The sequence below is a fragment of the Pedobacter sp. AC464 genome (genome assembly GCF_979253075.1).
The window spans coordinates 1,986,085-2,011,503 of the sequence record NZ_CEEDBV010000001.1 but is presented as its reverse complement, the minus strand read 5'-3'; the positions used below and the strand labels follow the sequence as shown (position 1 = coordinate 2,011,503).

Here is a 25,419-nt window from a genome sequence, read left to right as displayed (position 1 = left end):
ATACAAAAGTACTTTTAGTATACGCTGCTTACCACCCGAAACTTGCTGAATATCGCCAAACTCCATCTTTGTCTGCCAAACTTGAGCCATCAAAATTTCCATTAATTTATAGAAAGTTAAGAACCAGATGTGCCCATTCTTCGTCTAAAGATATTTCGGGTCGGGTTTGCTGTGCCCTGCGATACCAATAATCAGCATTCCATATATCGCCTTCCTTGCGGTGGAGATAGGCATGAATATGTGCAGAGCCCACATCATTTAATTGGTCAACTTCCTCATGTGCTTTTTGCCAATCGCCCTTGCCATCGAACCAAAGCGCTCGCAAGTGAATAGAAAAGTCATCATAAGGAGTATCATTTTTTAGTGTTTCTTTAAATTCTGTTAAAGTTTTCATTAATTTTTTCTCTGGTTAATGCTTCAAATACTTGGAAAATGAATGAATTGTATGGTCATAAGTCGACTAAAATCAAAAAGGGTTGTTAACCTTAAACTTAACAAAATCTTGTGTTTTCATTTAGCAATAGCAAAAATATAAAGCGATTTTAAAATAGTAATTAAGAAATGCCTGAATTTTATAAAGTACGTTCTAAAGGGCTTAAAACATTTCTTATTTTGTGAACGAGGTTTATGTTTTTACTGTTTAGCAATAATTTATAGTGGCCATTTCCGGCCTTCTGAAAACAATTGATACCCGAATCTGTTCTTCTATCGATTAAACTGCACTCAAAACCACAAATCATCACCAGTATTGCATGCTAGTCTAACTCACTTACTGTGCATTTATCCATGATGTTATTGAATCATGGATTTTATTGTACACATAGTGAAATAATTAAGCTATATTTTGGTAATGAAAGAACACACTAAGCAAATCTCAGAATTAACAAGTTTAAACGAAGAACTCGAGAACTATTTCCGCAACACGATAATTCCACAACTTTTTGTTGATGGGAACCTCAATCTTCGGAAGTTTACGCCTCCCGCAATGAAACAGTTCAATCTGACAGCGGGTGACATTGGGAGGCCAATAAGTGAGATAAAGGAAAACCTTCGTTTTCCGTCGATAATGGAAAATATAAATGCCGTTATTGAAACCGGTGATATTCTCGAAAAAGAAATTCAGACGGTAGATTTTCGCTGGTATCAGATGAACATTCTGCCTTACATTACCAGAAATGATGGGAAGACTAATGGCGTTATCATCACTTTCGTAGAAATTACGGCTAGAATTAAAGACTTAAAAGAGCAGGAAAAGCTGATCGCTGAACATGAGTTACTTTTAGATACCATCTCTCACGACATAAAGACGCCGCTCACAGGTTTAGGCCTAACGCTGGAATTGCTGAAACTCTTGCCCGAGAAAGGCATGGATAGATTTCCGGTGTTGCTGCAAAATGCCGAGAAAAGTCTGGTTAAAATGAGAGATATTATCTATGAACTTACCGATACGAGGATTAAGGAGCATAAATACCAGGCCGTAGAAGAGTTGCTGAATTTTGAGCACATATTTGAGGACATACGACTTACCCTGGCTCCACAAATTTTGGAAAGCGGGGCACAAATCAGTATAAAAATTGGTATTTCTGAAATTACGTACGTCCGGCGGAAGCTAAGAAGCATTGTTTACAATCTTGTTAACAATGCTATTAAATATAAAAGCCCTGATCGCAAGCCCAAGATCTCTATTAAAACATATATTGAAAACGACCATATTGGCCTTTCAGTTGAGGATAATGGAATCGGAATTGAGGATAAAAACCTCGATAAAATTTTTACCAAGTACCAGCGTGTCGAAAATCTAACCGAGGGAAACGGGTTAGGTCTCTATCTGATCAAGGAAATAATAAATCGGTCTGGTGGCCAGATTTTCGTAGACAGCGAGTTTGGCTCGGGTACAACATTCAGAATTTTACTTAAAAAGAAATCCCTATAAATGCCGCCAGATAAATAATTTTAGGTTTTTGTTAAAATCTGTGCTGGCTGGAATGCTTTTGCAACTTATTTCGCCATTAGCCACATTGGCTTATGTTTCTCAATTTGCTTATTTATCGGGCAGTTTTCGTCGTGGCAACCCGGCAAATAACCAATGCTCATTAAAAATTCGTTAACAATTTCTCCACCTGTAAATTTAAATGTCTTCTTAAATATCTTTATCCATTCTTCCTTAGTTTTTGGATGCTGAAACTCGAGCCAGCGCTCAAAAGAACCGAAGTCTTTTTGCAGTGTTAAAATGGTCCTGGCGTTTTCTATTGCAGCATTAACTTTTAAACGGTTTCTGATAATGCCGGGGTCATTTAATAACCTTTCCCGATCGGTTTCGCCATAAGCAGCCACCTTTTGGATGTTAAAATTATCATATGCTATCCTGAAAGATTTCTCCTTTTTTAAAATGGTTTCCCAACTTAGTCCGGCTTGATTAATTTCCATAACCAACCGCCCAAAAAGCTCATTATCATCATGAATCGGAAAGCCATAATGATTATCATGGTAGTTTTTGTGCAAAGCCTTTCGTTCTTCAGGCTGCATGTGGTCGATGGCACTGCAATAAGACATATTTGTTTCTATAAATGAAGCATTAAAGTACGCGAAACTTTTTTAATTAAAAGAAGCCCTAAAGGCCAGTGGAGAAAAATTGGTTTTCGTTTTAAATAATTTGCTGAACGATTGCGGATGTTCAAACCCTAGTTGATAGGCAATTTCGCTAACCGATAAATCTGTAACGGATAGTTTTTCTTTAGCCATGTTTATCAATTTCTCATGAATGTGTTGCTGCGTACTCTGACCAGTTAATACTTTTAACAGGCTACTGAGGTAATTAGGCGACATGTTCAGCGCATCGGCTATAAATTGTACCGATGGCAAGCCTTTATTTTCTAAAGCATCGTTTTCAAAGTAGCCCGCTAAAATAGCTTCCAGTTTGTTAAGTACCGAATGGTTGGTAATTTTCCTGGTTAAAAACTGGCGGTGGTAATACCTGTCGGAATAGGTAAGGAGCAATTCCAGTTGTGCAAGCATCACATTCTGGCTAAACCTATCAATGTTGGAATGGTATTCGTGCTGAATGTTCTGCATAATGGCAGCAATGGTATTTTCCTCTTTGTCAGAAAGAAAAAGTGCTTCATGAACTGTGTAATGAAAAAATTCACTTTGTTTAAAAAGCTTAGCTAAAGGCGTGTTCCACAAAAAATCAGGATGAACGAGTAACATCCATCCCGAATGATTTATTGCTGCTTGTTTTTCTACTTCGATGCTGAAAATCTGGCCTGGTGAAATGAAAAACATAATGCCCTCATCAAAATCGTATTCCTGTTGCCCATAGCTGATTTTTGCATTAAAATTTCTTTTCAGGGCAATGGAGTAAAAATCAAATACAAGATTATTTTTGCCCTGAGGCATTTTTTTGATGTCGGCCAGATTGATTACACTAATCAGCGGATGTTCCGGTTTTGGTAGACCTCGGAAATTGTGAAGTTCGCTAATGGTTTTAAATTTATGAAACTGAACGCCTGCCATATTCAAATATAATGTTATTGATTGAAGGCTGCTGCAAATTCTTTTGCGTAATCTTTCATTTTAACTTTGCCCATTTCAGCAGGCTTATTCTTATAATAGTCTTCTGCTAATAAACCACTATGGAGTGCGCCGTACATTTCTACCAAGCCTGCAGCAATTTCCGGGTTCATGCCAATCGAAATCAAGGCATTGAGTGTATCTTCGTCAGACACTAAGATCCATTGTAAATCTGGTTTCCCAATGGCTTCACCCAAAATTTTTGCCGTCTCATCGCCAGACAAATCTTCGCTGGCTACAGAACGTGCTTTTCGACCAGTTGAGGTTGAGGTTAATTCTTCGGCAACAGCACTGGCGATATCGATAGGAGAGACCCAGGGAATTACCTCTTTTCCACCGTAATTTGCGGCTATTATTCCTTGCGATTTTATCATTGGGATATAACTGAGAAGATTATAGTAAAACGAGTTAGGGCGCATGTGCGTAATGGAAATCTCCTCCGGCAAGGCATTCAAAATCTCTTCTACCTGATGAGCGCCTTTTAAGATTCCATTGCCTTCGGCTAAATTTCCTCCGATGGTACTTAAATTAACCACTTTTTTAACACCGGCTGCTTCGATGGCTGTGGCATAATTTTTTCCTAAACCGGTATAATAGGCAAGAAGATCTAAATTTTGGTCGAAATAATTTCCTGGGGGAACCATTGTATACACTGCATCGGCACCGGCAAAAGTATTTTTTAGAAACTCAACATCATGCAAATCACCAATTGCGGGGGTAGCGCCAAGGTCTTCAATTTCTTGCTTCCTTGCCGGGTTACTGCTGATCACAATTACCTCATTGCCATTTGCAACTAAATCGCTCGTTAATGGTTTACTTATATTCCCTAACGAACCTGTTATAATAACTTTCATATTCCTTTGATTAATTATTCAAAGTTGTGAATTATGAAAATACATTTTGAAGCCAAATCTACTGTCTTTGTAGCCAAATTCTAGAACACTATACGTGCTTTTGTGACTTCCAAAGTTGGTTGGTATAATCTTTATGGCGATGAAGGCATCATTTGAAGTTAAGTAACCGCTTTTAACGATTTACTCAAAAATTTGGGAGGCCTTACTGGACAGATTTTGAACTTTTTCCTGTCCGATTTCCAGGAATTAGCAAAAGTTGCTAGTTATTTAAAATGTTAACTGTATAGTCAATATGGTTTCCTTGCACATTAAACATTTAGAATATAACTTGTGCTTCTTCCACCAGCAGCTTCTTTTAATAAAAGCCCTTTTTCCACTAATGTAGAAATATCTCTTCCAGCAGTATCTTGAGAACATTTTGTAATTTTTGCCCATTTTGAGGAATTAAGTTTTCCTTCAAAGCCATCTAATAGCTTGTTAAGCATAAGCCTCTGTCGATCATTAATGTTTGCCGTTGCAGTATTTTCCCAATATTTCGCCTTTTGCATCACCTTGGCTAATGTCTGGTCCGTGTTGGATAATGCTCGATCATAGCAGACAAGAAACCATTTTAACCATTCAGTAATATCAAGATTACCTTTTTGAGTTTTCTCAAGCATGCTATAATAAGTGTTTCTTTCAACTCTTATTTGAGCAGACATGCTGTAGAATCGTTGTGTGCTTTCATCTGCCCTGCCAAGTTGCATATCTGTAATAGTCCTTGCAATACGGCCATTTCCATCATCAAATGGGTGGATTGTCACAAACCATAAATGAGCTATTCCTGCTTTTAAAACTGGATCAATATCACTTAAAGAATTGAACCAAGTTAGAAAATGCTTCATTTCTTGCTCTAGTAGTTCGGCGTCGGGTGCCTGATAGTGCACTGTTTCCCTTCCCATAGCACCGGAAATTACCTGCATAGGATCATCTTTGGAATTATTCCTCCAACTACCTACTACAATTTTATACATACCACTTCTGCCTGTTGGGAAGAGTGCTGCATGCCATCCAAACAATCGCTCGTCACTTAAGTCTAAGTTATGGCGTTGGGTCGCGTCCAACATCATTTCAACTACACCATCGACATTTCTGTCTGAGGGAACAAGTCCGGCGACTTCCATTCCTAAGCGTCTTGCAATAGATGAACGTACTTGGTCTGGGTTAAGTATTTCCCCTTCAATCTCACTCGACTTCAGAACATCTAGAGTAAGTGTTTGTAAGGTAGCTTCTTTTTTTAAGCTGAAACCGAGCCCCTCCATTTTGCCTAATAACCGACCCTGCTTATGCCGTACCGACGTAAGTAATTTCGAGAGTTCCCGATCATTCCAAGTAAAGTTAGGCCACCCCTTATATTGATGTATGTACATTCTATTCTCCGCGCTATATGCGGTAAATATAACATGTTTTCTCCGCATAATCAAATACGATCTAACGATGAAATGCGGAGATTAAGTAGATTAATCTCCGCAGGTTTAGGATTTTTTATTATTAAGTGGATAAACCAAAATAGATTGACCCCATTCCACCAGAAATGAATCTAGTGTAAATTATTGGTGGTGTTTGTGTTAGAGTTTGGCGGAAATGGGTCAATTGGAATGGTATTTCCAATATATACCCCTTCTAGTAAAACAAGATAAATATAAAATACAGGTGTTATCAGATGATACAGGTAATTCGTGATTTATTGTAAATATGGAGATTTCGCTAGGGGTGATCAATTGATTTCGGAATTTAAGGTTAGTCTCTTTCGGTCTAAACTGACCAGTTCAACAAATTGATAATTAATATTCTACAAATGAGTCATGTGTTTCTTAGGCTGGTCAACCCGCTACGAAAATACCTGGTCAATGGAGCCGAAATCTCCAGCTATGGATGTTTTGAACGGTAGAAACAAACCAAAAAAGACGACTATATCTTCTCCAGATGCGCTTCCCTTACGTGGCTTTCTGATATGCCCAAATTGTGGCTACATGCTCTCAGGTAGTGCTTCAAAAGGTTACAGCAAGACTATCACTATTACCATTGCTTTTCGGAATGTGGGTGAGATATAACGCGGAAAAAGTCAATAGGCTTTTTGCGGAGGATTAAGAAATATACTATAGATCCAATGTTGCATGAGGCGTATGTTATGATTTTGAAACAGGTTTAACAAGCTTTTTCAAGTGAAGATAATAGTGAATTGTCAAATGTAAAAAACCAGTTGGAGGAGTTTAACAATAGACTTTCTAAGTTAGAGACAAAATGCTAAATGATGTAATTCTTGATTTCGAGTACAGGAAAATAAAATCAGACTGTGAAAGAAATATCCTTATTCTTGAAAATAGACTCATCGATTTATCCAGGGGAAAAGAGAATATCGTTGAGTTAATCGGAAAAGCGACTGGGTTGCTCAAAAACTTCATGAAACATATATAGAGGCAGATTCTGAAGGAAAAAGGCTATTAATCAGTTCGATCTATCCCCGAAACTCACTTTTGACGGAGCACAACATCGAACTGTTCGAATGAATGAGGCTGTAGGCGTTCTAGGTACTTGGAAGGCAGTTTTGAGGGCAAAAAAAAGAGGCAAACAGACAGAAATTTGATTTGTCCACTATGGTAGCTGTCACCGATCTCCGAACGGAGCGTGTACAGAATAAATTACTAATTAACGGGTATGCTGATGAAATAACCATCGCCATCCTTTTTCACCAAAAGCTCTAAATATTCATCAAATTCGACAAGGTTTGGCAACTCATCCTTTAAAAAAGTTGTGAAGATCTCGATATCTGTATCTTGATTTAAAACTACTTCTAATGTTTCGGGAGTTTTCCAGCTTGCAGTTTTAATTTCGGGATAAACACCTGCTAAAATATCGTTAAAAGAATTTCTGCTGCCCGGATTTGGTAAGTGTTGTGCGATGACGCTTAAATAAGGCTTTAGCGCTTTACCTTTTGCAACCCAATCATTGCCACGTTTAAATACACGACCAAGATATTTGCCTTGAAGACGTACCGCGAATGAACCGCCAACACGCTCAAGCTTAAGCGAAGCATCGCCTTGTTTTGATGTTAAACTAAACTTGTAGCGCTCCAAGTCAATCCCGATTTCTCCCGGATATAAAACTGTTTTGGGCTTGCGGAGCCTTTTGAAAATTATCCAGGACAGCGTAACGACTAATGTTGCACCGATAAAAATTTCTGCGGTTTTAATGTCCCGCTTTGATAAAAAACCATTCATTAAGCTAAAATCAATTTCTGTATGTAGTTTTATATATTTTGCCTGAAAGCCTTACTGAATACTGATTAGACAGCAATCAAGCTAAAACACTATTATCAGCTTCGTGTTCAGTTTGTAAAACCGACTTTTAAAGTCCATCAGGCAATACTGGCGAAATTTCTGGCTGCTTTGCAACCCTTTCTATTTCTTACTAATAAACGAGCTAAAGGCCGCAAAAGTTTTTTTAAACCCACTTATACGGTTAACGAATGAAAATTGATCTAACCATTCGTGTATTTCGCTAGCTCAAAAATGGTGACTGAAAGTCTTTACTCTTTTCCCCATCGTTTAACTTATAAATTTTCAGAATTTTTTTGAGCATCTCCCGGGCCATATGTATTCTGGTTTTAACCGTTCCTAATGGCAAACCCGTTGCATCAGCGATTTCCTGATACTTGTATCCTTCAAAATATCTAACAAATGGCACTCTGTAAATGTCTGGAAGCATATCCAATGCCTTGCCAATGTCTTTAATTACAAAGCTGCCCTCTGCAAGGTTCGCGGTTGCCGAGTTTGATAGCTGACTAGAAGTAATTTCATCCGTTTGGCAAACGTGGTCTCGCTTGTATTTTTCTTTGCGAAAAGTGTTGAGAAAAGTATTTCTTAAAATTGTGTAGAGCCAGCCTTTTAAATTTGTGCCGTCGCGGTATGATTCTCTAAAACGAATTGCCTTAATTAACGTATCCTGCACCAGGTCTGCTGCGTCACTTTCATCTTTGGTAAATCGTATGGCATGATTTAATAGTGCCACCGAGTGGTCGTTTAGGGATTTGTTGAATTCTGATTCAGTCATATTGAGTAAGGATGATACTGTTCATAATTTATCAGATTCGCATGCAGTTTGGTATTATAGTATTACACTGCAGCTCCAATATTTTTCGCAGCAACATTAACGCCCGAAATTTTTAAATTGCTTATTAAATGAATTAAGAACTAATTGTATTTTTTGATTACAGTTGCCTTGCAAGCTACACGTCAAACTGCGAGATTGCCTTTAAAAGCGGAAAAACGCTGGTTAAATGCAAAGAGCCCTGTAAACAGAGCTCTTCGTATTTATTTTTATTCTTGTGCAGCGGCCTGGTTAACGAAGTTCACTGAACACTCTGTTAATGCAACGTCAGTCGCTTTTTCGTTTTCAAGTGTTTGTCCAAGCAATTCAGCAACATCTGTATGGCCCATGTTTTCTGCGAAAACCTTCAATGTTCCATAGGTTGCAATTTCGTAATGCTCCACTTTTTGAGCAGCAAGAATTAAACCTGCATCGCGTACCATTGTGCCCGAATCTGTATCTTCGATAATACCATTAGCTTCTTCTAAAAGTCCTTCCATTGCATCACATTTTTTCGCAGATGCTTTTTCATCAAGAAGTGCAAATACCTGCTCAAGTGTATCGATGTGTGTTTGGGTTTCCTGGGTATGTTTCTCGAAAGCTGCTGCAAGCTCTGGGCTGGTGGCTGCTTTTTGCATTTTAGGTAATGCTTTTACCAAATGTTTCTCAGCCCAATAAATATCTTTAAGTTCATCTATAAAGAATTCGTGAAATTCAGAATCCTCCATTTTTCCTGAAGCAGATTTTGAAGATTTTTTTGGCGCTGCTTTAGTTGAGCCAGTTGTTTTGGCCGAACTTGTCGTTTTGCTTTTTGTTGTAGTTGCCATAATTATGTTTTTTATAGAATGTTTATACACAACCAAGAACTTCTTCAAAATGTTTAGTAAACGCCTGCCGAATTTATACTCATTTTTTTGCGGTAAATACAGTACAAGACCCATACAATACGGTTTTCTAGCCTACAATCGGCATTGGCGATGATTGTTTAAACTTCTTAAATTTCGGCGGGTTATAGAAGTGTTAAAATCCGGCAGGTAATTCCAATAAGTAATCAGAGGTTAAACTAAATACAAAATTTTATGGAAGAAGATAATCAATCGGGTCATGTGCCAGCACAGGTAACTGGCAGTAAAATGGATGCTGTGGATGAAAGAACCGCCACAACCGAAGAGGAGGCTGAGCTTTTATTTAACCGGGCGGCGATTCGTTTAAGAAATGTAAATGAATGGGAGGCCTACGCAGGCATTTCAGGCTTTAAACTTACTGACGCAAACGGAGCAATATTAGATCGGCAGGCAGAAATCGGCGATTTTATTCGTATAGACATACCCGGGCCGGGCACGAAAGCGGGTGATGGTTACGATTGGGTTAAAATCACTTCAATTAAGTCGTCCGGCGAGAACGGAGAACAAATATTATCGATGACCGTTCACCCCACACAAAATCCGCTCACTGAAAAAGATAATACGGCGCACTTTTTGAAAGATGGTGCAAGTTCTACCTTTATTGTTCGCAAGAAGGGCTTGGTTGTTTATGCAGAAGAACATGGCAGAAATGAGGAGCCGAATACCGACGAGGGAAATGCATATGATAAGGCCAGGAATTTCGTTGTTGGCATGGCGGCTAAAGCAGGATTTTCTTATCCGCAATGGAAAAGCCTTGTTAAAGGTTTATTGGCCGATTAGTTTTCATCAACGTAGGTTGTATAAAATTCAAAACAATTAGCTGATGCGATTCGTTTGTGTTTTAAACCTATTGAAATTATGGAAAATAATAATGAAATCATCTCAGATTTAAAAGGACTAATCTCTATCGTTAACGACGGAAAAGAAGGCTACCAATCTGCAAGCGAAACAACTGAAAATTTAGAGTTGAAAGCAATATTTTTAAAATATGCTGCAGAGCGTAAAGCATACGAATTGGAACTTAAAGCGCATTTAGCAAGCCATGGCGGAGAGTCAGATAACAGTGAAGGTGGCATCCTTGGTGCTATCCACAGAACATGGATCGACATTAAAGAAGCTTTGAGCAGCAAAGAAGATCAAGCAATTCTTGGTGCTATTGAAACTGGCGAGGCTGCCGCAGTTGAAAAATACGACGCGGTGCTTAACGACCCAAAAACACATGCAGACCATCTTGATTTGTTAAATAAACAAAGAGATGGAATACAAAATTCACTTACGGAGATTAAATCTCTTAAAGCAAGCGCATAAACAGATAAGTCTCGGTTAAAAACCGAGACTTATTTTTTTGTTCTTAGTTATCTTTTGGGTTAGCCTGATTAGCCACTTCTACGTTACGGCTGAGTGTTTTAAACCTGACGCCGTTTTCCTGCGTTACCTTAATCGTTTCGTGTCCGGTTTTGCTAATATCCACATCACTTATCTTACCAGTTTTACCTTTGTGGGTACCGCCAATAACTATGCATTGGTCGCCATCTTTAATTGCCATAGTTCCTCTTAATTTTTAGCATTGCTTTCTTAAGGATTCATCATTTTGAAATAAGCCGAAATGGCGTCGTTATTTGCTTTTGCCCTCGGCTCGCTGGTTCCAAATGTAAGTTCATTTTTTCCCTCAAGTAACTGGTTAAATATAGATTCAATAAAATCACTTACCGGCGGATATTCATTGTGCAGACCAGTTCCGCCCAACTCGGTATTTAACGCAGGTGGTATTATTTCAATAACCTCTACATTTTCATTTTTTAACTGATGTCTGAGTGAAAGTGTAAATGACCGTAGAAAAGCCTTGGTTGCGCAATAAACAGGCACTCTTGATAGCGGCGCAAAAGCCAGCCCGGAGCTTACATTCATTATCGTGTCCAGACTTTTCAGTCTTAAAAACAGGTTGGTTAAATGTATCGGAGCCAAAACGTTAATTTCCACCTCGTTCTTTGCTTTATCATAGAGGTCGTTATCACGTACATCTACCCAATTTTGAATTCCCGCATTGTTCACTAAAACATTTACATCGGGATGATGCTCTTCAATCCAGCTGAAAAGGTCCAGGCGTTCTTCTGCATTGGCCAAATCGCAAACTCTGGTCATAACCGATGGAAAAGTATTGCGCACTTCTTCTAGCGCAGACGCTCTCCGGCCGCAAATGATTACGGTATTGTTTTCTTTTAAGAATCTTTCTGTCAAACCTAAGCCAATTCCGGTCGCGCCTCCGGTTATTAAAATTTTATTGCCTGCTATTTTCATGTTTCTAGTTTTAATCCTGCAAATTTAATGCTCAAAAAATGAAGTTGATGGTGAGTAGTTAAGTATTTTAGCGCAATGAATGCAGATGATTATATTCCTACAACTAAATACACTAAATATTGACATTTATTCGGGTAAAAAGGGTGTTTTTACGGTTTCAGTTGGGCTAAATCTAAGCTAAATTTGTACAAACCTTACGACATGAAAAATCAATCCTATCTTAAATCGTTGCAAAATTTAATACATAGGGCAGAAATGCTAACCGCTTATGAGCCAGAAAATTTTGAAGAAATTTTTAATGTGCTGAGGAGTTTCCCTCAATTGCAAACCACCAGAACTGCTTTACTCATTAATAATTTACCAACAGAAAAAAACTGGCTCAACATTAAGTACAACATCATCGACGATATGGTTACTAAAGTTGGCGACTTTATTAAGCCGAGTGCATAGCATCCGGTAAGGTTAACGCAAATGTCTTGGTTTCATTTTCATTGCCGCAAACGCTACAATCTCATCAATTCTTTTTTGCCTCGTTTCTGGTTTTTTTGCTAAAACAAGCCATTGCAAAATCGCTTTTTTAGTGGAGTTGCTGAGACTCACAAAGTATTCCTTATCGCCATTTTCTTCATTAAAAGCGCTGAATAAATCGGGGGGGATGCTTAGGCTATCAACCTCATTTAGAATTGACCACGAGCCATTTTCCTGCGCCAATTTTATACTTTGCAATCCGGCTTCAGTCATTTTTCCGCCGGCCGTAAGTAGTTTTATTTTTTCTTTATTGATTTTAGACCAGGTGCCCCCAGGTTTTCTTTTACTAAAAAACTGAACAAAGGTTTCCTCGTCGAGGGTTTTTCTAACCGAGTCTATCCAACCAAAACAAAGCGCTTCGTCAACAGCTTCGCTCCAGGATATACTGGGTTTAGCCAACTTCTTTTTATACTGAAGCAGCCATATTGCATCTTTTGATGAGTGGTTATTTTGCAGCCATGTCCTCCATTCGGCAGAATTTTTTGGATAGAAAGTTTCAACAGCAGTTTTCATAATATTATTTACACCCTCAATAACCCACGAAATCCTCTGGCGGCGTAGTAAGATTCTGCACCATTGTGGTAAATGAATACCTGGTTATAGCGTCTGTCGCCAAAAAGTGCACCGCCCAAAGCCCTAATATTTGGCGGGCTCAAAATCCAGCTAGAGGTTTTTGTATCAAAAGCTCCAAATTCTTGCAGGTAACGATAATTTTTTTCGTCCAGCAGTTCTATGCCCATTTCGCCTGCCACATCAATTACGTTATTTTTCGGCTTATTTTCCTTTCTTGATTCAAGCGCTTTGCCATCGTAGCAAAAGCTTCGCCGGTTTTTGGGGCTTTCCGCAGCACAATCAAAAAAGACAAATTCATTTGTCGCGGCGTCGTAATCTAAAATGTCGGGTTCTCCTCCGGTAATTTCCATTTCATTAAGAGACCATAACTTATCGGTGTTATTTTTAAGCTTTGTTTCCACGTCAGGCCATGACACATCCTCATGGCGGTTCATGTTTTGCTCAAATCTTAACTTCAAAATATTAGTCAAATTTTCCTGCTGCTCTGCTGTTAATTTTTTCATTCGTTACCTTTATTAAAGTTTGCGCTTACAACTTCACATCAATGTCTAATCCTCTATCGCTTCAATGCCTGATGCTTTTAGCTTTTCTAAATGCTCCTTCATTTGTTTTAGCTGTTCAGGCGAGTGTCCTTCCCATTTAAGCAATTCGCCAACAACCCTAATTGCGTGTTTGCTGCGGTATGATTTTGTTGGGTTTCCTGGAAATTTCTTATCTGTTAAGTTTGGGTCATCCTCGATAAAACCAGTTGGTTCAACAATGTAAATTCGACCGGTTGCAGTGCCAGAAGCCAGTTCTGCCCCCCATGTGGCCGCATCAATCGTTTCTGTAAGGTAAACATATTTGGCATTTTTATTTGTACCATAATTTGAATTAAATCCCGGCACAATGGCATCACCAATCTTTAAATCTGCTTTGGTTCCGTGGTAGAATATCCGCGTTTGGCGCTCAGCATCATTTGCAGTTTTTGATTCCATATTATTGTTATTAAAGCTTTTAAACCATAAATTTAATAAAAGGGCAACTAAAAGCTAACTCTTTTTAAACGCCTGTTTCGATATCCATCGCGTTAAATTGAACCGGTAATTCCCTTTGTTTCCTTTTGGTTTAGTGTTGCAATGGCGTCTTCGATGTTTCTTGCATAAGGCTTTAGTCTTCGAATTACCTATTTATAACGACAATTATTCGCTACTGGTTTTTTAATGAAAGTTTCATCATGATATCGGTTTGTTCATCATTTCCCAACCTAAAAATATGTTTATCGAAGGCGACAAAACCATTTTTCTTGTAAAAGCTTATTGCTCTTGGATTTTCTTCCCATACACCCAACCAAACGTAATCTGCATTTCTACGCTTCGCAATTTCAATGGCCTTATTGTATAAAAGTTGACCAACATTTTTTCCATGAAAAGATTTAAGAACATAAATTCTTTCAATCTCCACTGCATTCTCGAGTTTCAGCTCTGTTTGGGAGTTGCCGTAATTAATTTTAAGATAGCCAATGGTTTCATTTTCCAGTGTCGCAAAATAAAATTCCGAATTTTGATTATCCAGCTCAGCGCTTAACTTTTCCTGAGCAAAGCCAGATTCAAGGTAGGCGTTCATATCTTCCGCTGCATTCGTTCCCGAAAAAGTTTCTGAAAACGTTTGTTTTCCAATGCTTTGCAGCGCTTCAACATCCTCCGAAGCAATTTTTACAATTTGGATATTTTCCATCTCTCTATGTGTGCATTTATGTAAGTTTATAACTGCTCAAAATAGGCCAGTTATAAAACTAAAGTAAAATAAAGTCTGCTTAAATTTTTAACGAAATTTACACAAGCAAAAAAAACTTTCAGCCTCTAAGCCTGGCTTTCACTTGCAAAGTCAATCATCCATTCAATGCCGAATTTATCTCTAAACATCGCAAAATAAGACCCCCACGGACTATCAGCCAGTGGCATTTCAATATTTCCGCCTGCTGAGAGTGCTTTGTAAAGTTGCTCTGCCTCTTCGCGGCTCTCTGCGCTGACCGATATTTTCGACCTGTTTTCATTTTCGTCCACGCGGCCCATTGCCTCTGGGACATCGTTTCCCATTAGTGTGTTTGCGCCAATTGACAGGGCGATGTGCATAATTTTGTTGGCATCGTTTTCCGCTACCGGAAAGTCATTTGTAGCCAAGTCTTTCAGGCGAATAATTCTTGTGAAATCGCCACCGAAAGCTGCTTTGTAGAAATTAAATGCTTCTTCGGCATTGCCATTAAAGTTAATGTGTGGATTAATAAGTGCCATGATTCTGTTTTTATTTGGTTAAAATTGGTTGTTTTTTATCAAGTATTGCGTACTATTACTTAGCGGAGACACTAAGTAATTTTTCCAGATTTTCGACAGAAGCAGTGAAGCCTTCTTTAAAGCCCATGTCAATCATTCGCTCTAAACGCTCCAGAGATTCATTATAAATGGTAAGATTTAAGCTGGTAATGCCATCCTGCTCCGCAAAATTGTAGTTCCACTCAGAACCAGGCAGTTCTGGCCGCTCATTTTCATCTGCGAAGGCATTGAGCATTTTAAAATTGGTTTTGGGCGTTATAGAAGTGTACTCCTGAATCGACCAACGCTCGTGGCCTTCCGGACTAACCATTGCATAAAACCTTTTCCCACCGACTTCGAAATTCATATATTTCGTTTTAGCTTTCCAGGGCTTTGGTGCCACCCATTGGTCGAGCAAGTCGGCCTTAGTGAAGGCATCCCACACCAAATCCAATTCAGCATCAAATTCGCGATTTATAACGACTGTTTTCGTTTTCTTGTCGACAGTAAAATCAAATAATAGCTTATTTTTCATTGTTTTGTTTCTTTAGTATTGATAAGACATCATCTAGTTGGTTAAATCTCGTTTCCCAAATCTTTCTCAGCTCATTTATCCATTTATCTATTTCCTGCACTTTCTCAATTTCAAGCGAATAATAAATTTCCCTGCCTTGCTGTTCCTGCTTTACCAGCTGGCATTCGCTTAAAATGCGAAGATGCTTGGAAACTGCCTGGCGGGTTGTGTTGAAATTTTCGGCTATCGCGTTAGGTGTCATTGCCTGTAAGGCAATTAAGGTTATAATTGCTCTTCTGGTTGGGTCGGCTATGGCCTGGAAAATATCTCTTCTCATCGAAAATGAATTTACGAAACTATTCGGTTGCACAAATATATATGCAACTATTCGGTTTCGCAAATTTTTAAGGTGATATTTTGCCTTTTATTTTTCTGTAGTAGTAAATGCGCAAGTAAGAGGCAGCAAAGAACGTTTTCTTGGCGTTATAATGGGGTTTACGAATCAGCTGGAAACTTTTTTAAATCGCTGATTGCGTTTTTTATGAATAGCTCTTTATTTATTTTGACATCTTTTCGTAACGCTTTCCGTTCTTCAGGAAGTGTAAAAATACTTCTCTGCCGACAAATTTATTTCAATCATAATGGGCAACAAATCAATTCCTTTGGCTGTAAGTTTGTATAAAACCTTCGCTTTGCTTTCCGGATGTTTTGATTTTCTGATTGTACCATGCGCACCCTAAATCTGCGCTCCTTAACCCTTATGTTGGTAGCAAAGAAATTTACCTACTTAACCAAGATATTCTGTGTAATAAGCAACGAACTCTCTGAAGGATGAGTAGAAATCTCTGAATTCAAAATATCGTGGACTTATACTGCTCACGTTTGGAAAATTTGCTTTTCTGAACAGCATTTTGGTTCTTGTCAGATGGAAATACTGTGAAATAACAAGAATACTTTTAAAGTGCAAACTGTCTGTCAATTTAATTGTGTTTTTAACCGTTGCGAGTGTGTTATTGCCGAAATTGTCCACGAAGATAACGCTGTCAGGCACGTTTTTTTTTATTAGATACGCTTTCATTTTATCGCCCTCATAAAACCCCTCTTTTCCAAGTCCACCACTTACTAGTATTTTTTTTGCGCGGCCGGAACGATAGACGTTCACGACACATTCCATACGTTTTTCAAGTCTTACCGAAAGCGTTCCATCTTCATTTACCTTGCTGCCCAGAACGACAGCGAGGTCGGCTCGCATTTTTTTGTCTCTCAAGCCGTCAACAGTTATGAAAGTCAAATGTCCACCTATCCATAATAGTAGGATTAAAATAAATATTTTGACTGTTGGTTTGAGGGTTATCATGAAAGTTAGCTAAAGTAGTGGGGCTTCGCGTTGGGGAAGGTAATCAAAATAAAAAGCTCCTTTTCGTATTTTTTAATTTAGAACTGGTGCTGAATTTGCAGTTTTGGTCGGTGGAGGTAAATTCGTACTAGCGGTCTTGCTAAATTGTCAACCAGAACCTGCAACGACGAAAATATCTGTCACATTGCTCCTTTACTTTTTTAAGATCATAAGGTGCTTAATTCGTTCTACGGGTTTACAAGACATTCAAATCTGGCTAAATCTAGCGTTTTAATTATTTCATCGTGAAGGATATTTTCCATATGTAACAGATGCAGCGTCAATAAAATTTATATTTCCTGGATTTTCAAAAAAAAATAGCTGTTAAAAATTTTTACTCAAAGGCAATTTGTTGCCGTGATTGTCCATCGCCTTTTTTAGTGGTTGTTTAGCATTACATTTCTAAGGTCATCATTTTATTGTCAGTTCCGTTATCATCCGGTAATCAATGTAAATGTTTTATGAAATGCATCTATCCCAAAAAACCATTTAAAGTTTTGCCGAAAATCCTATATAAAAATTTCTCGTCGCAGCCGGATTAAAGAACCGGTTATTTGCTGCATTCAGGTCATTTCCCAAACTGTAATTTTCATTAAGTAAGTTGTTTATTCCAGCAAAAATCTCCATTTGAGCGCTTGCGATTTTTATATTTCTTTTCCCGGCTTTTACCTCAATAAGGTTATATTTTCTAGCGAATGCTGTATTTGCGTCATTCAGGGGAATTCGGTCTGTGTAATTATGCTGGACGAATAGGTAGTAATGATTTTTAAATGCCATTTCCAAACTGCTCACCAATACATTTTCGGGCACACCGGTTAATTTATTGCCGGAAAAATTATCATTACCGCTGCTAAAATTCTCGAATCGATAGTGGTTATAAGTATAATTGCTGCGAAATTGTAGGTTTTTTAAAAGGTCGTCACCGTTTTGGATTAGCCAAAAGCTCGTTTCCAACTCAATTCCTTTTTGTTTTGTACCACCCGCATTAATGAAATATTCTGAGCCATCAGCATTTAGCCGTCTGACAATGGCCTCATCCAGGGCATAGTGGTATAAATTTGCATTCGCATAGAATCGATTATTCATCGTTTTGAAACGTAATCCGGCTTCATAATTCCAGCCTTTTTCTGCCTCAAGGTTGTTATTTATCGTATTATCTGACGAACGAACTTCGGCAAGGGTAGGGGGCGAATAGCCTTTACTGGCCGAAAGTCGGATTGATAGTTCAGGCTTCAGTAAATAAGAAACCGCAAACTTCGGCATCAGTTGTTCTGCAAACGTTCGCTTTTGTTTTGCCACGAGCATCGGCAAAAAACGCTCGTAATTGTAGTTAAAAAAGTTTATGCTAGATGCCACTTCAATGAGTAACTTACTCTGTATGTCGAAGTTGAATCGTAAAAAAGCAAAGTTTTGCTTTGCGGTTAGGTCATCATTTGCCGTAATGGCCGCAGGCTCGCCGGCATTGTTTCCGAAGTTTTTAACCTGCGTTCTGGTGTCTGAGCTTTCTAAGCCGCCTTGTGCATTCCATCTGAAAGTGCTGGTATTTTGGGCGAATTCTAGAAATGTCCTTAAACCTAGAGTGCGCTCGTATCGCTTCTCGTAATTGGTTATAAATGGATTTTTAAAATCAGTGTATGAAGTAAACAGCGCAACTACGTGCCTGAAGTTTTTGTCGATTTGGTAAGTATTGGAAAGGCCCGCGAACGCCGTTTTGTTGTATATAGCAGCCTGCTGCGCGACAGCGCCAGGTATCGTTGGCGTGGCTGGTCGCGCCTGTTTTGGGTTTTGTTCCATTTGCGCTGCGGTCAGACCGCCTGGCGTTTTGTAAAACAAGTCGCTATAAAACACGAAAGCTTTTAGAAATCCCGATGGATTATAGTTCCATTCCTGCGTGGTTTGAAAATACTTTCTGTCCAAGGCACTGTTCTCCCGATACCCTTCACTTTTTTGATAACCCTGAATAAAGCTGAAATTGTAATTCTTGAAACGGTGCTGTACGCTTGCCGTTTGATGCAACAAACCGTAAGACCCACCACTCAGCGACGCTTCAATTTTGTTATTTATTTCAGGCGTACTTACTAAAACAGCGCCTCCTGTGTTTGCGCCGAAAATGCTGGCATCAGGTCCTTTATAAATTTCTACCGCACCCAGAGCGCTCGCATCTAAAAGATTTAAATAAGTATTCCCCCCCGCATCTGTTAATGGGAAATCATCTAGGTAAATCTTTATGTTTCGAATGCCAAAAGGCGACCTCAGTAAGCTTCCGCGGAGCGATAAACGATTACTCCCTGGCGAGCGCTCTTCCATCCGCACCCCTGCAACCGAATTAAACGCGCTTACTAAAGCAGTATTAGGCTGGTTTTTAATTAAATTGCTATCAATTAAACTTACTGCAGATACTGACCGGATGATAGGCTGTGAATTATAATAACCCTTGATAACAACATCATTCAGTTTTTTAACAGAATCGGTAACGGTATTTTGGGCTTTGGCGGTCAATGCAATACACACGCAAATTATGGAAGCAGTTAATTTCAATCAGATTATCTTAAAAATGGTTACAAAAATGAATTTGCAGACTACTTGACAAAATTACAAATAACCTGCAAATACCTTTTTAGAATTGTACTATTTCGTTGCTACTTTCCATATAATTCCACTCACATCATCGGCCACGAGCAGTGCGCCGTCAGGCGTTAAGGTCACGCCAACCGGGCGGCCATAAACATCGCCTTTATCAACATCCGCGATAAATCCTGTTAAAAAATCTTCTGGTTTACCAATTGGTTTGCCATTTTTAAAAGGCACGAAGGCGACCTTATATCCTGATAAGGCAGAACGGTTCCAGGAGCCGTGCTGACCAATAAATGCACCACCCTGATATTTTGAAGGAAATTTGTTGCCTTTATAAAATGCTAATCCTAAAGAAGCGGTATGCGAGCCGACTGGAACGTCGGGAACAATTGCCTTTTTTACAAGGTCAGGGTTTTTACCTTTCATGCGGGGATCTTCATTCTGACCATAATAGGAGAACGGCCATCCGTAAAAAGCCCCTTGCTTCACGCTTGTAATATAATCCGGAACAAGTTCATCGCCTAATCCGTCCCGTTCGTTAACTGCTGTCCAAAGCATATTGGTGCCAGGTGCCCAATCAATGCCAACCGGATTGCGCAAGCCACTTGCGTAAATTCTTTCGCCGGTTCCGTCAGGATTGACCTCAAGAATATTTGCACGCCGTTTCTCATTTTCCATTCCGTTTTCACCAACGTTACTGCCAGAGCCAACGGTAATGTATATTTTCGTTCTGTCAGCGTTAGTCAGCAAATTTCTTGTCCAGTGGTTATTATAGCCACCTGCAGGCAAACTCAAAATTTTCTTACCATTTCCGGTAATTTTAGTGTCGCCGCTCTTATATGGGTATTGTAAAAGTCCATCGGTATTGGCAACATAAAATTTGTCGCCTATAATTAGCATGCCATAAGGTTGGTTCAATCCGTTTAGAAACGTTGTCACCGTTTCTGCTTTTCCATCTTTATCAGCATCGCGGTACAATAATATTGTGTTGGAACTTTTCCCCGGAACCTCAGATTTTGATTTGCCGGTAACTGCGCCCGCAACTGATTCTGCTGCGCTTCTTTCCGAATTGCTCAAGGCAACTAAAACATCACCGTTCGGGGCTATGTATGTATTTCGTGGGCTTTTAATGCCCGAAGCAAATCTGGTTACCGTGAAACCTTCAGGTGCTACCGGCATTTTATTTTCGGGCCAGCCAATTACCTTGCTAAACTTATTTTTCGCAGCCTTTTCATCCGGCGCAGGAAGTGCCAAATCTGCAGTATAGGTTTTTACGGTGGTGTCATTAGCAAGGCTATCTGAACCATTTGCTGACTTCGATTTAGATTGACAACCGGCAAATACCGCCGATGAAATCAAGGTCACATATATAATGTCTTTTTTCATACAGTAATTATTGAGCAATAGAATTGATTGTTACTCCATTACAACAGCAAACAGGAAAGTATGTTTTGACGGATTTGAACTTGTTAAAGTAGCCTGTAAGTAATCCCAAATCTTATCATTCTGGCATGAACAGCCTCATTTAGCCCGCCGATAAGATCTCGTTTAAAGTTCGCTAATCCAAACGAATAACCGGAGTATATGCCAAATTTTTTAAGATTGACGGCTAACTGTAAACGCGCTCTTATATCCGTGCCTATCGTTTTACGGTCTTTATCAGAAAAATATTCTTTGTCGTTAGCAGCTAAAGCATCACCTTTTTCATAGATATTTAATATTAAAGCCAAGTCTAAACCGCCGGTTAAATCTACAGTTGTTTTTCCTTTTCCAAATCTGTAGCCAACGTTTGGATGCAGATTCAGCGCATTTGCATTTAAAAATGTTTGCCCGGAAGCAGACAAATCTGCGGCAAAACCAGCTGGATTCACATTAGAAACACGAATGATTTTTGTTTTAGCGCTTAATCTTTCAAAGCCTAGATCAAAACCGGCAAGTAAGCTGCTGTTGAAAATATATTTTGAATTCAAAGAAATTCCATAACTCAATGTAAATCCTGGTCCGTAGGGATTATTAGTGTAATTAAATTCTTGACCGCTTACAGTATTTGTATTCAAAGAACTTGTGGCAGCTGCCCCCGGACCGCTATAACTAAACGAACCGGAATTTACAGTTACTGATAAGTCAGCCTTTTTAAGCGAAGGTATGTTGTGAAATTAGGAGCAAAAAAATTAAAGCAAGGATGAAATTCTTCATTTTCGGAGCATGTTTTAAAGTAGATTTGTTAAATGTACAAAAAATGGAAAATTAAATTAATAGTATGAGTTCAGGTCTGAAATGAACGGATTTTGCAGGATAAATAACAATGCAATGTTCCTTAATTCAATCGATTCTTTTATCTTTAGGCGATTTTAAAAAAGGGGATTTCTAGATAAAATTCCATTGTTTCATCAAATAATTAGTAAAAATCAAATATATTATGTCAAATACATCAAAAATCATCTATACCAAAACAGATGAAGCGCCAATGCTGGCTACCTATTCGTTGTTACCTATTGTGCAGGCTTTTACCGCGTCAGCAGGTATTGATGTAGAAACCAGAGACATCTCCTTAGCGGGAAGAATTTTGGCAAACTTTCCCGAGTATTTAAATGAGGACCAAAAAATTGGAGATGCTCTGGCAGAGCTTGGTAGTTTAGCAACAACGCCGGAAGCAAACATTATAAAATTGCCAAATATTTCAGCGTCTATTCCACAATTGGTTGATGCAATTACTGAATTACAATCTCAGGGCTTTGCAATTCCAAACTATCCGGATAATGCGCAAAGCGAGGAAGAAAAAGCGATTAGAGCTAAATATGCGAAGGTTTTGGGCTCGGCCGTAAACCCAGTTTTACGAGAAGGTAACTCAGATAGAAGAGCGCCTAAAGCAGTTAAGAATTATGCTAAAACCAACCCTCATTCTATGGGCAAATGGTCTGCAGATTCTAAAACTAAAGTAGCAAGCATGAGCGAAGGTGATTTCTATGGCTCGGAAAAATCTGTAACCATTGCAGATGCAACGCAGTTTAAAATAGAGTTTGTTGCTGCAGATGGCACCGTAAAAGAATTGAAAGCCCTTGCACCTTTAAAGGCAGGTGAGGTGATCGACAGTTCTGCACTGAGTCTATCGGCATTGAAAACTTTTGTTGCCAAAGAAATTGAGGAAGCGAAAGCAGCAGGCGTTTTATTATCTGCGCATTTAAAGGCGACGATGATGAAAGTATCAGACCCGCTTATTTTCGGGGCAATTGTAGAGGTATATTTTGCAGATGTTTTTACGAAATATGCTGATCTGTTTAAAGAATTAAATGTTGATACGAGTAATGGTTTGGGTGACGTTTATGCAAAAATTGCAGGCAACCCTAAACAGGCAGAGGTTGAAGCAGCCCTAGCCGGAGCGATTGCAAATGGACCGGCACTGGCCATGGTAAACTCTGATAAAGGCATAACAAATTTACATGTGCCATCTGATGTTATTGTAGATGCCTCCATGCCGGCAATGATTCGTACCTCTGGCCAGATGTGGAACAAAGAAGGTAAACCTCAGGATACCATCGCATTAATTCCCGATCGTTGTTACGCCGGTGTTTACACAGCAACAATCGAAGATTGTAAAACACACGGTGCTTTTGATGTAACGACCATGGGATCGGTTCCAAATGTTGGTTTAATGGCTCAGAAGGCGGAAGAATATGGTTCGCACGATAAAACTTTTCAGGCTACAGCCAGCGGAACAATCCGTGTAACGGACGCAGCTGGTAAACTTTTCTTCGACCAAAAAGTGGAGAAAGGCGATATCTTCCGCATGTGCCAAACTAAAGATGCGCCAATTCAGGATTGGGTTAAACTCGCTGTAAACAGAGCCCGTTTATCAGAAACGCCTGCGGTTTTCTGGTTAGATGAAAAAAGAGCCCACGATAGGGAAATCATTGCCAAAGTAAATACTTACCTGAAAGATCACGATACGACAGGATTAGACATTCGCATTCTTGCGCCAATCGAAGCCACTAAATTTACTTTAGAACGCATTCGTAAAGGTGAAGATACCATTTCTGTAACGGGCAACGTTTTGCGTGATTACCTTACAGATTTGTTTCCGATTTTAGAACTGGGAACATCAGCTAAAATGCTTTCTATTGTTCCTTTAATGAATGGTGGTGGTTTATTCGAAACCGGTGCTGGTGGTTCTGCTCCGAAACACATTGAGCAGTTTATCGAAGAAGGTTACCTGCGTTGGGATTCGTTAGGCGAATTTTTAGCGCTTCAGGCATCTTTAGAGCATTTATCGCAAACTCAAAACAATGCAAAAGCACAAACTTTAGCTGATGCACTGGATGAGGCGAATGCGAAATTCCTTGCTACTGATAAATCTCCCGGCAGAAAATTAGGTACAATTGATAACCGTGGTTCTCACTTTTACCTGGCTTTATATTGGGCAGAAGCATTAGCTGCACAAACAAAAGATGCTGAACTGCAGGCTAGATTTGCACCTTTAGCAAAAGCTTTAACAGAAAACGAAATCAAAATTAATGAAGAGTTAATTGGTGCACAAGGCAAGCCTCAGGAAATTGGCGGTTACTATAACCCAAATGATGATTTGGCAAGTAAAGCCATGCGACCAAGTGCAACTTTAAATCATACACTGGCTTCTTTATAAGTAAAATACGAATAGCTAAAAATCCCTTCCGAATCTGTTTTGGAAGGGATTTTTTATTTAAACCATTCTTTGTTTTTAATTAAACTCCGATAGGCTTTGTGAGAACAACGGCTCTGCTATCCAGCAAAGGAAGAATTTTCCCGACAACTAAATCTTTATAATGTGCAGAATCCCGATGTTCATCTATTGCTGCTTCGTTTTCATAACCTTCAAACAAAACGATGGTGTTTGTATCGGCAATGCTTTGATGGATGGTGTAAAACAGGTTTCCAGGTTCCTTAACACTCTCGGATGATACAGTTTCCAGTAACGCTAATACCGATTCTACACTTCCTTCTTTAACTTTCCATGTGGCAAATACATGGATTGGATTTTGATTTTTCATTTCCTTTTTGATAAGATTAAGCCTCAACCAGTTCTAATATTCCAATCATTTTTTCTGCTACAGCCTTAGCTGAGGCAGGATTTTGACCGGTTACCAGGTTTCCATCGGCAATACTATTTTCAGACCATGGCGTCGCCGCGTGAACGATTGCGCCCTGGGCAGTCAGCGCTGTTTCCAATAAAAAAGGGACATCTGCTTTTGCATAATTTTCTTCTTCTTCATTAGTAAAGCCGGTTACGTTTTTGCCGTTTACAAGGTAAGAGCCGTCGTTAAGCTTAACATTTAACAATGAAACCGGACCGTGGCAAACCGCACCCAAAACCGCATTGCGCTCGTAAGTTTCTGCAAGTACTTTTTTAAGCAAGGGATGTTCTGCCATATCAACCATTGGTGCTAATCCGCCGGGAATAAAAACAGCGTCGTACACATCTGCATTCACTTCCGAAAGTTTCGTTGCTTTTTGCATAGCTGCCCAACCTTCACCTGTTAAAAATGCAAGGTTTGCCGGGTCGTTTGCGAGGTTCACGGCATCCAGGTAAGGTGTTTCGCCAGTTAAACTCGCAAAGTCGATAGTGTAACCTGCCTTTTCAAATTCAGCATATGGGTGCGCAACTTCTGGTAAGAAAATGCCGGTTCTTCTTTTGCTAGCGCCTATTTCGTGCGCATTTGATACAATAATTAAAATGTTCTTTTTCATGACTTTAATGTTTATGATCAGTGTTTTTGTTTTCTGATTCAAAACTAGCACATCAACAGGCCTCGGC

At 39.2% G+C, this 25,419-nt stretch carries 29 protein-coding genes; 6 read left to right on the top strand and 23 right to left on the bottom strand.

The window, feature by feature from the left end:
• Positions 1-106: 106 nt before the first annotated feature.
• Complete coding sequence (locus AC0IWT_RS08765; RefSeq protein WP_471796851.1) at positions 107-394, bottom strand: hypothetical protein; 288 nt, start codon at positions 392-394, stop codon at positions 107-109.
• Positions 395-850: 456 nt separating this feature from the next.
• Between AC0IWT_RS08765 and AC0IWT_RS08760 the strand changes: the two genes are divergently transcribed.
• Positions 851-1,933 carry a sensor histidine kinase gene (locus AC0IWT_RS08760; RefSeq protein ID WP_471796850.1) on the top strand — a complete coding sequence of 361 codons (1,083 nt, stop codon included), beginning with the start codon at positions 851-853 and terminating at the stop codon, positions 1,931-1,933.
• Between the two features lie 65 nt (positions 1,934-1,998).
• Here AC0IWT_RS08760 and AC0IWT_RS08755 read toward each other — a convergent pair whose 3' ends face one another.
• From AC0IWT_RS08755 to AC0IWT_RS08740, 4 genes are all read right to left on the bottom strand, one after another.
• Positions 1,999-2,553 carry a DNA-3-methyladenine glycosylase I gene (locus AC0IWT_RS08755; RefSeq protein ID WP_471796849.1) on the bottom strand — a complete coding sequence of 185 codons (555 nt, stop codon included), beginning with the start codon at positions 2,551-2,553 and terminating at the stop codon, positions 1,999-2,001.
• A gap of 42 nt (positions 2,554-2,595) precedes the next feature.
• A complete protein-coding gene (locus AC0IWT_RS08750) occupies positions 2,596-3,513 on the bottom strand; it encodes a helix-turn-helix domain-containing protein (RefSeq protein ID WP_471796848.1) in 918 nt (305 codons plus the stop codon).
• 14 nt (positions 3,514-3,527) lie between these two features.
• Positions 3,528-4,424, bottom strand: a complete 897-nt coding sequence (locus tag AC0IWT_RS08745; protein ID WP_471796847.1) for an NmrA family NAD(P)-binding protein — start codon at positions 4,422-4,424, stop codon at positions 3,528-3,530.
• Between the two features lie 308 nt (positions 4,425-4,732).
• Positions 4,733-5,833, bottom strand: coding sequence for a Fic family protein (locus AC0IWT_RS08740; RefSeq protein WP_471796846.1), 1,101 nt, complete (start codon positions 5,831-5,833; stop codon positions 4,733-4,735).
• A 480-nt stretch (positions 5,834-6,313) separates the two neighbouring features.
• On the opposite strand from AC0IWT_RS08740, the gene AC0IWT_RS08735 reads away from it, so the two are divergent.
• Entirely contained in the window at positions 6,314-6,517 is a 204-nt protein-coding gene (locus AC0IWT_RS08735; protein ID WP_471796845.1) for a hypothetical protein, read from the top strand.
• Positions 6,518-7,108: 591 nt separating this feature from the next.
• Here AC0IWT_RS08735 and AC0IWT_RS08730 read toward each other — a convergent pair.
• The 3 genes from AC0IWT_RS08730 to AC0IWT_RS08720 all read right to left on the bottom strand — a co-directional run bounded on the left by AC0IWT_RS08730 (position 7,109) and on the right by AC0IWT_RS08720 (position 9,379).
• Entirely contained in the window at positions 7,109-7,684 is a 576-nt protein-coding gene (locus tag AC0IWT_RS08730; RefSeq protein ID WP_471796844.1) for a hypothetical protein, read from the bottom strand.
• Positions 7,685-7,964: 280 nt separating this feature from the next.
• The gene (locus tag AC0IWT_RS08725) at positions 7,965-8,516 is read right to left on the bottom strand and encodes an RNA polymerase sigma factor (RefSeq protein ID WP_056871369.1); all 552 of its coding nucleotides are present in this window, start codon (positions 8,514-8,516) and stop codon (positions 7,965-7,967) included.
• A 266-nt stretch (positions 8,517-8,782) separates the two neighbouring features.
• On the bottom strand, positions 8,783-9,379 hold the full coding sequence (locus AC0IWT_RS08720; protein ID WP_056871771.1) for a YciE/YciF ferroxidase family protein: 597 nt from the start codon (positions 9,377-9,379) through the stop codon (positions 8,783-8,785).
• 252 nt (positions 9,380-9,631) lie between these two features.
• On the opposite strand from AC0IWT_RS08720, the gene AC0IWT_RS08715 reads away from it, so the two are divergent.
• Both AC0IWT_RS08715 and AC0IWT_RS08710 read left to right on the top strand, forming a co-directional pair.
• Positions 9,632-10,237, top strand: coding sequence for a hypothetical protein (locus AC0IWT_RS08715; protein WP_471796843.1), 606 nt, complete (start codon positions 9,632-9,634; stop codon positions 10,235-10,237).
• Positions 10,238-10,315: 78 nt separating this feature from the next.
• Positions 10,316-10,765, top strand: coding sequence for a ferritin-like domain-containing protein (locus AC0IWT_RS08710; RefSeq protein WP_471796842.1), 450 nt, complete (start codon positions 10,316-10,318; stop codon positions 10,763-10,765).
• 43 nt (positions 10,766-10,808) lie between these two features.
• Here AC0IWT_RS08710 and AC0IWT_RS08705 read toward each other — a convergent pair whose 3' ends face one another.
• Together AC0IWT_RS08705 and AC0IWT_RS08700 are read right to left on the bottom strand one after the other, a co-directional pair.
• Positions 10,809-11,003, bottom strand: a complete 195-nt coding sequence (locus AC0IWT_RS08705; RefSeq protein ID WP_471796841.1) for a KOW motif-containing protein — start codon at positions 11,001-11,003, stop codon at positions 10,809-10,811.
• A gap of 29 nt (positions 11,004-11,032) precedes the next feature.
• Entirely contained in the window at positions 11,033-11,755 is a 723-nt protein-coding gene (locus AC0IWT_RS08700) for an SDR family oxidoreductase (protein WP_471796840.1), read from the bottom strand.
• Between the two features lie 201 nt (positions 11,756-11,956).
• On the opposite strand from AC0IWT_RS08700, the gene AC0IWT_RS08695 reads away from it, so the two are divergent.
• Positions 11,957-12,205 carry a hypothetical protein gene (locus AC0IWT_RS08695; RefSeq protein WP_471796839.1) on the top strand — a complete coding sequence of 83 codons (249 nt, stop codon included), beginning with the start codon at positions 11,957-11,959 and terminating at the stop codon, positions 12,203-12,205.
• A gap of 12 nt (positions 12,206-12,217) precedes the next feature.
• On the opposite strand, the gene AC0IWT_RS08690 is transcribed toward AC0IWT_RS08695, so the two are convergent.
• The 11 genes from AC0IWT_RS08690 to AC0IWT_RS08640 all read right to left on the bottom strand — a co-directional run bounded on the left by AC0IWT_RS08690 (position 12,218) and on the right by AC0IWT_RS08640 (position 21,688).
• Entirely contained in the window at positions 12,218-12,796 is a 579-nt protein-coding gene (locus AC0IWT_RS08690) for a YdeI/OmpD-associated family protein (RefSeq protein ID WP_471796838.1), read from the bottom strand.
• Positions 12,797-12,804: 8 nt separating this feature from the next.
• A complete protein-coding gene (locus AC0IWT_RS08685; RefSeq protein ID WP_471796837.1) occupies positions 12,805-13,359 on the bottom strand; it encodes a DUF4256 domain-containing protein in 555 nt (184 codons plus the stop codon).
• A 45-nt stretch (positions 13,360-13,404) separates the two neighbouring features.
• Complete coding sequence (gene arr / locus AC0IWT_RS08680; RefSeq protein ID WP_471796836.1) at positions 13,405-13,833, bottom strand: NAD(+)--rifampin ADP-ribosyltransferase; 429 nt, start codon at positions 13,831-13,833, stop codon at positions 13,405-13,407.
• 211 nt (positions 13,834-14,044) lie between these two features.
• Positions 14,045-14,572 (bottom strand): GNAT family N-acetyltransferase, encoded by a 528-nt coding sequence (locus AC0IWT_RS08675; protein ID WP_471796835.1) that lies wholly within the window; start codon positions 14,570-14,572, stop codon positions 14,045-14,047.
• A 125-nt stretch (positions 14,573-14,697) separates the two neighbouring features.
• Entirely contained in the window at positions 14,698-15,129 is a 432-nt protein-coding gene (locus tag AC0IWT_RS08670) for a VOC family protein (RefSeq protein WP_056871360.1), read from the bottom strand.
• Positions 15,130-15,184: 55 nt separating this feature from the next.
• The gene (locus AC0IWT_RS08665) at positions 15,185-15,682 is read right to left on the bottom strand and encodes an SRPBCC family protein (protein ID WP_471796834.1); all 498 of its coding nucleotides are present in this window, start codon (positions 15,680-15,682) and stop codon (positions 15,185-15,187) included.
• Positions 15,672-15,998: an ArsR/SmtB family transcription factor gene (locus AC0IWT_RS08660; RefSeq protein WP_471796833.1), complete on the bottom strand. Its 327-nt coding sequence runs from the start codon at positions 15,996-15,998 to the stop codon at positions 15,672-15,674. Before AC0IWT_RS08660 ends, AC0IWT_RS08665 begins: the two co-directional genes overlap by 11 nt.
• Positions 15,999-16,448: 450 nt before the next feature.
• Entirely contained in the window at positions 16,449-17,018 is a 570-nt protein-coding gene (locus AC0IWT_RS08655) for a YdcF family protein (protein ID WP_471796832.1), read from the bottom strand.
• A 528-nt stretch (positions 17,019-17,546) separates the two neighbouring features.
• Complete coding sequence (locus AC0IWT_RS08650; protein ID WP_471796831.1) at positions 17,547-19,595, bottom strand: TonB-dependent receptor; 2,049 nt, start codon at positions 19,593-19,595, stop codon at positions 17,547-17,549.
• A 90-nt stretch (positions 19,596-19,685) separates the two neighbouring features.
• Complete coding sequence (locus tag AC0IWT_RS08645; RefSeq protein ID WP_471796830.1) at positions 19,686-21,017, bottom strand: PQQ-dependent sugar dehydrogenase; 1,332 nt, start codon at positions 21,015-21,017, stop codon at positions 19,686-19,688.
• Positions 21,018-21,100: 83 nt separating this feature from the next.
• Positions 21,101-21,688, bottom strand: a complete 588-nt coding sequence (locus AC0IWT_RS08640) for a hypothetical protein (RefSeq protein WP_471796829.1) — start codon at positions 21,686-21,688, stop codon at positions 21,101-21,103.
• Between the two features lie 362 nt (positions 21,689-22,050).
• Here AC0IWT_RS08640 and AC0IWT_RS08635 point away from each other — a divergent pair, with 362 nt between their 5' ends.
• A complete protein-coding gene (locus tag AC0IWT_RS08635) occupies positions 22,051-24,270 on the top strand; it encodes an NADP-dependent isocitrate dehydrogenase (protein ID WP_471796828.1) in 2,220 nt (739 codons plus the stop codon).
• A gap of 79 nt (positions 24,271-24,349) precedes the next feature.
• On the opposite strand, the gene AC0IWT_RS08630 is transcribed toward AC0IWT_RS08635, so the two are convergent.
• A complete protein-coding gene (locus AC0IWT_RS08630) occupies positions 24,350-24,655 on the bottom strand; it encodes a putative quinol monooxygenase (protein ID WP_471796827.1) in 306 nt (101 codons plus the stop codon).
• 16 nt (positions 24,656-24,671) lie between these two features.
• Positions 24,672-25,352 carry a type 1 glutamine amidotransferase domain-containing protein gene (locus AC0IWT_RS08625; RefSeq protein ID WP_471796826.1) on the bottom strand — a complete coding sequence of 227 codons (681 nt, stop codon included), beginning with the start codon at positions 25,350-25,352 and terminating at the stop codon, positions 24,672-24,674.
• Positions 25,353-25,419 lie beyond the last annotated feature (67 nt).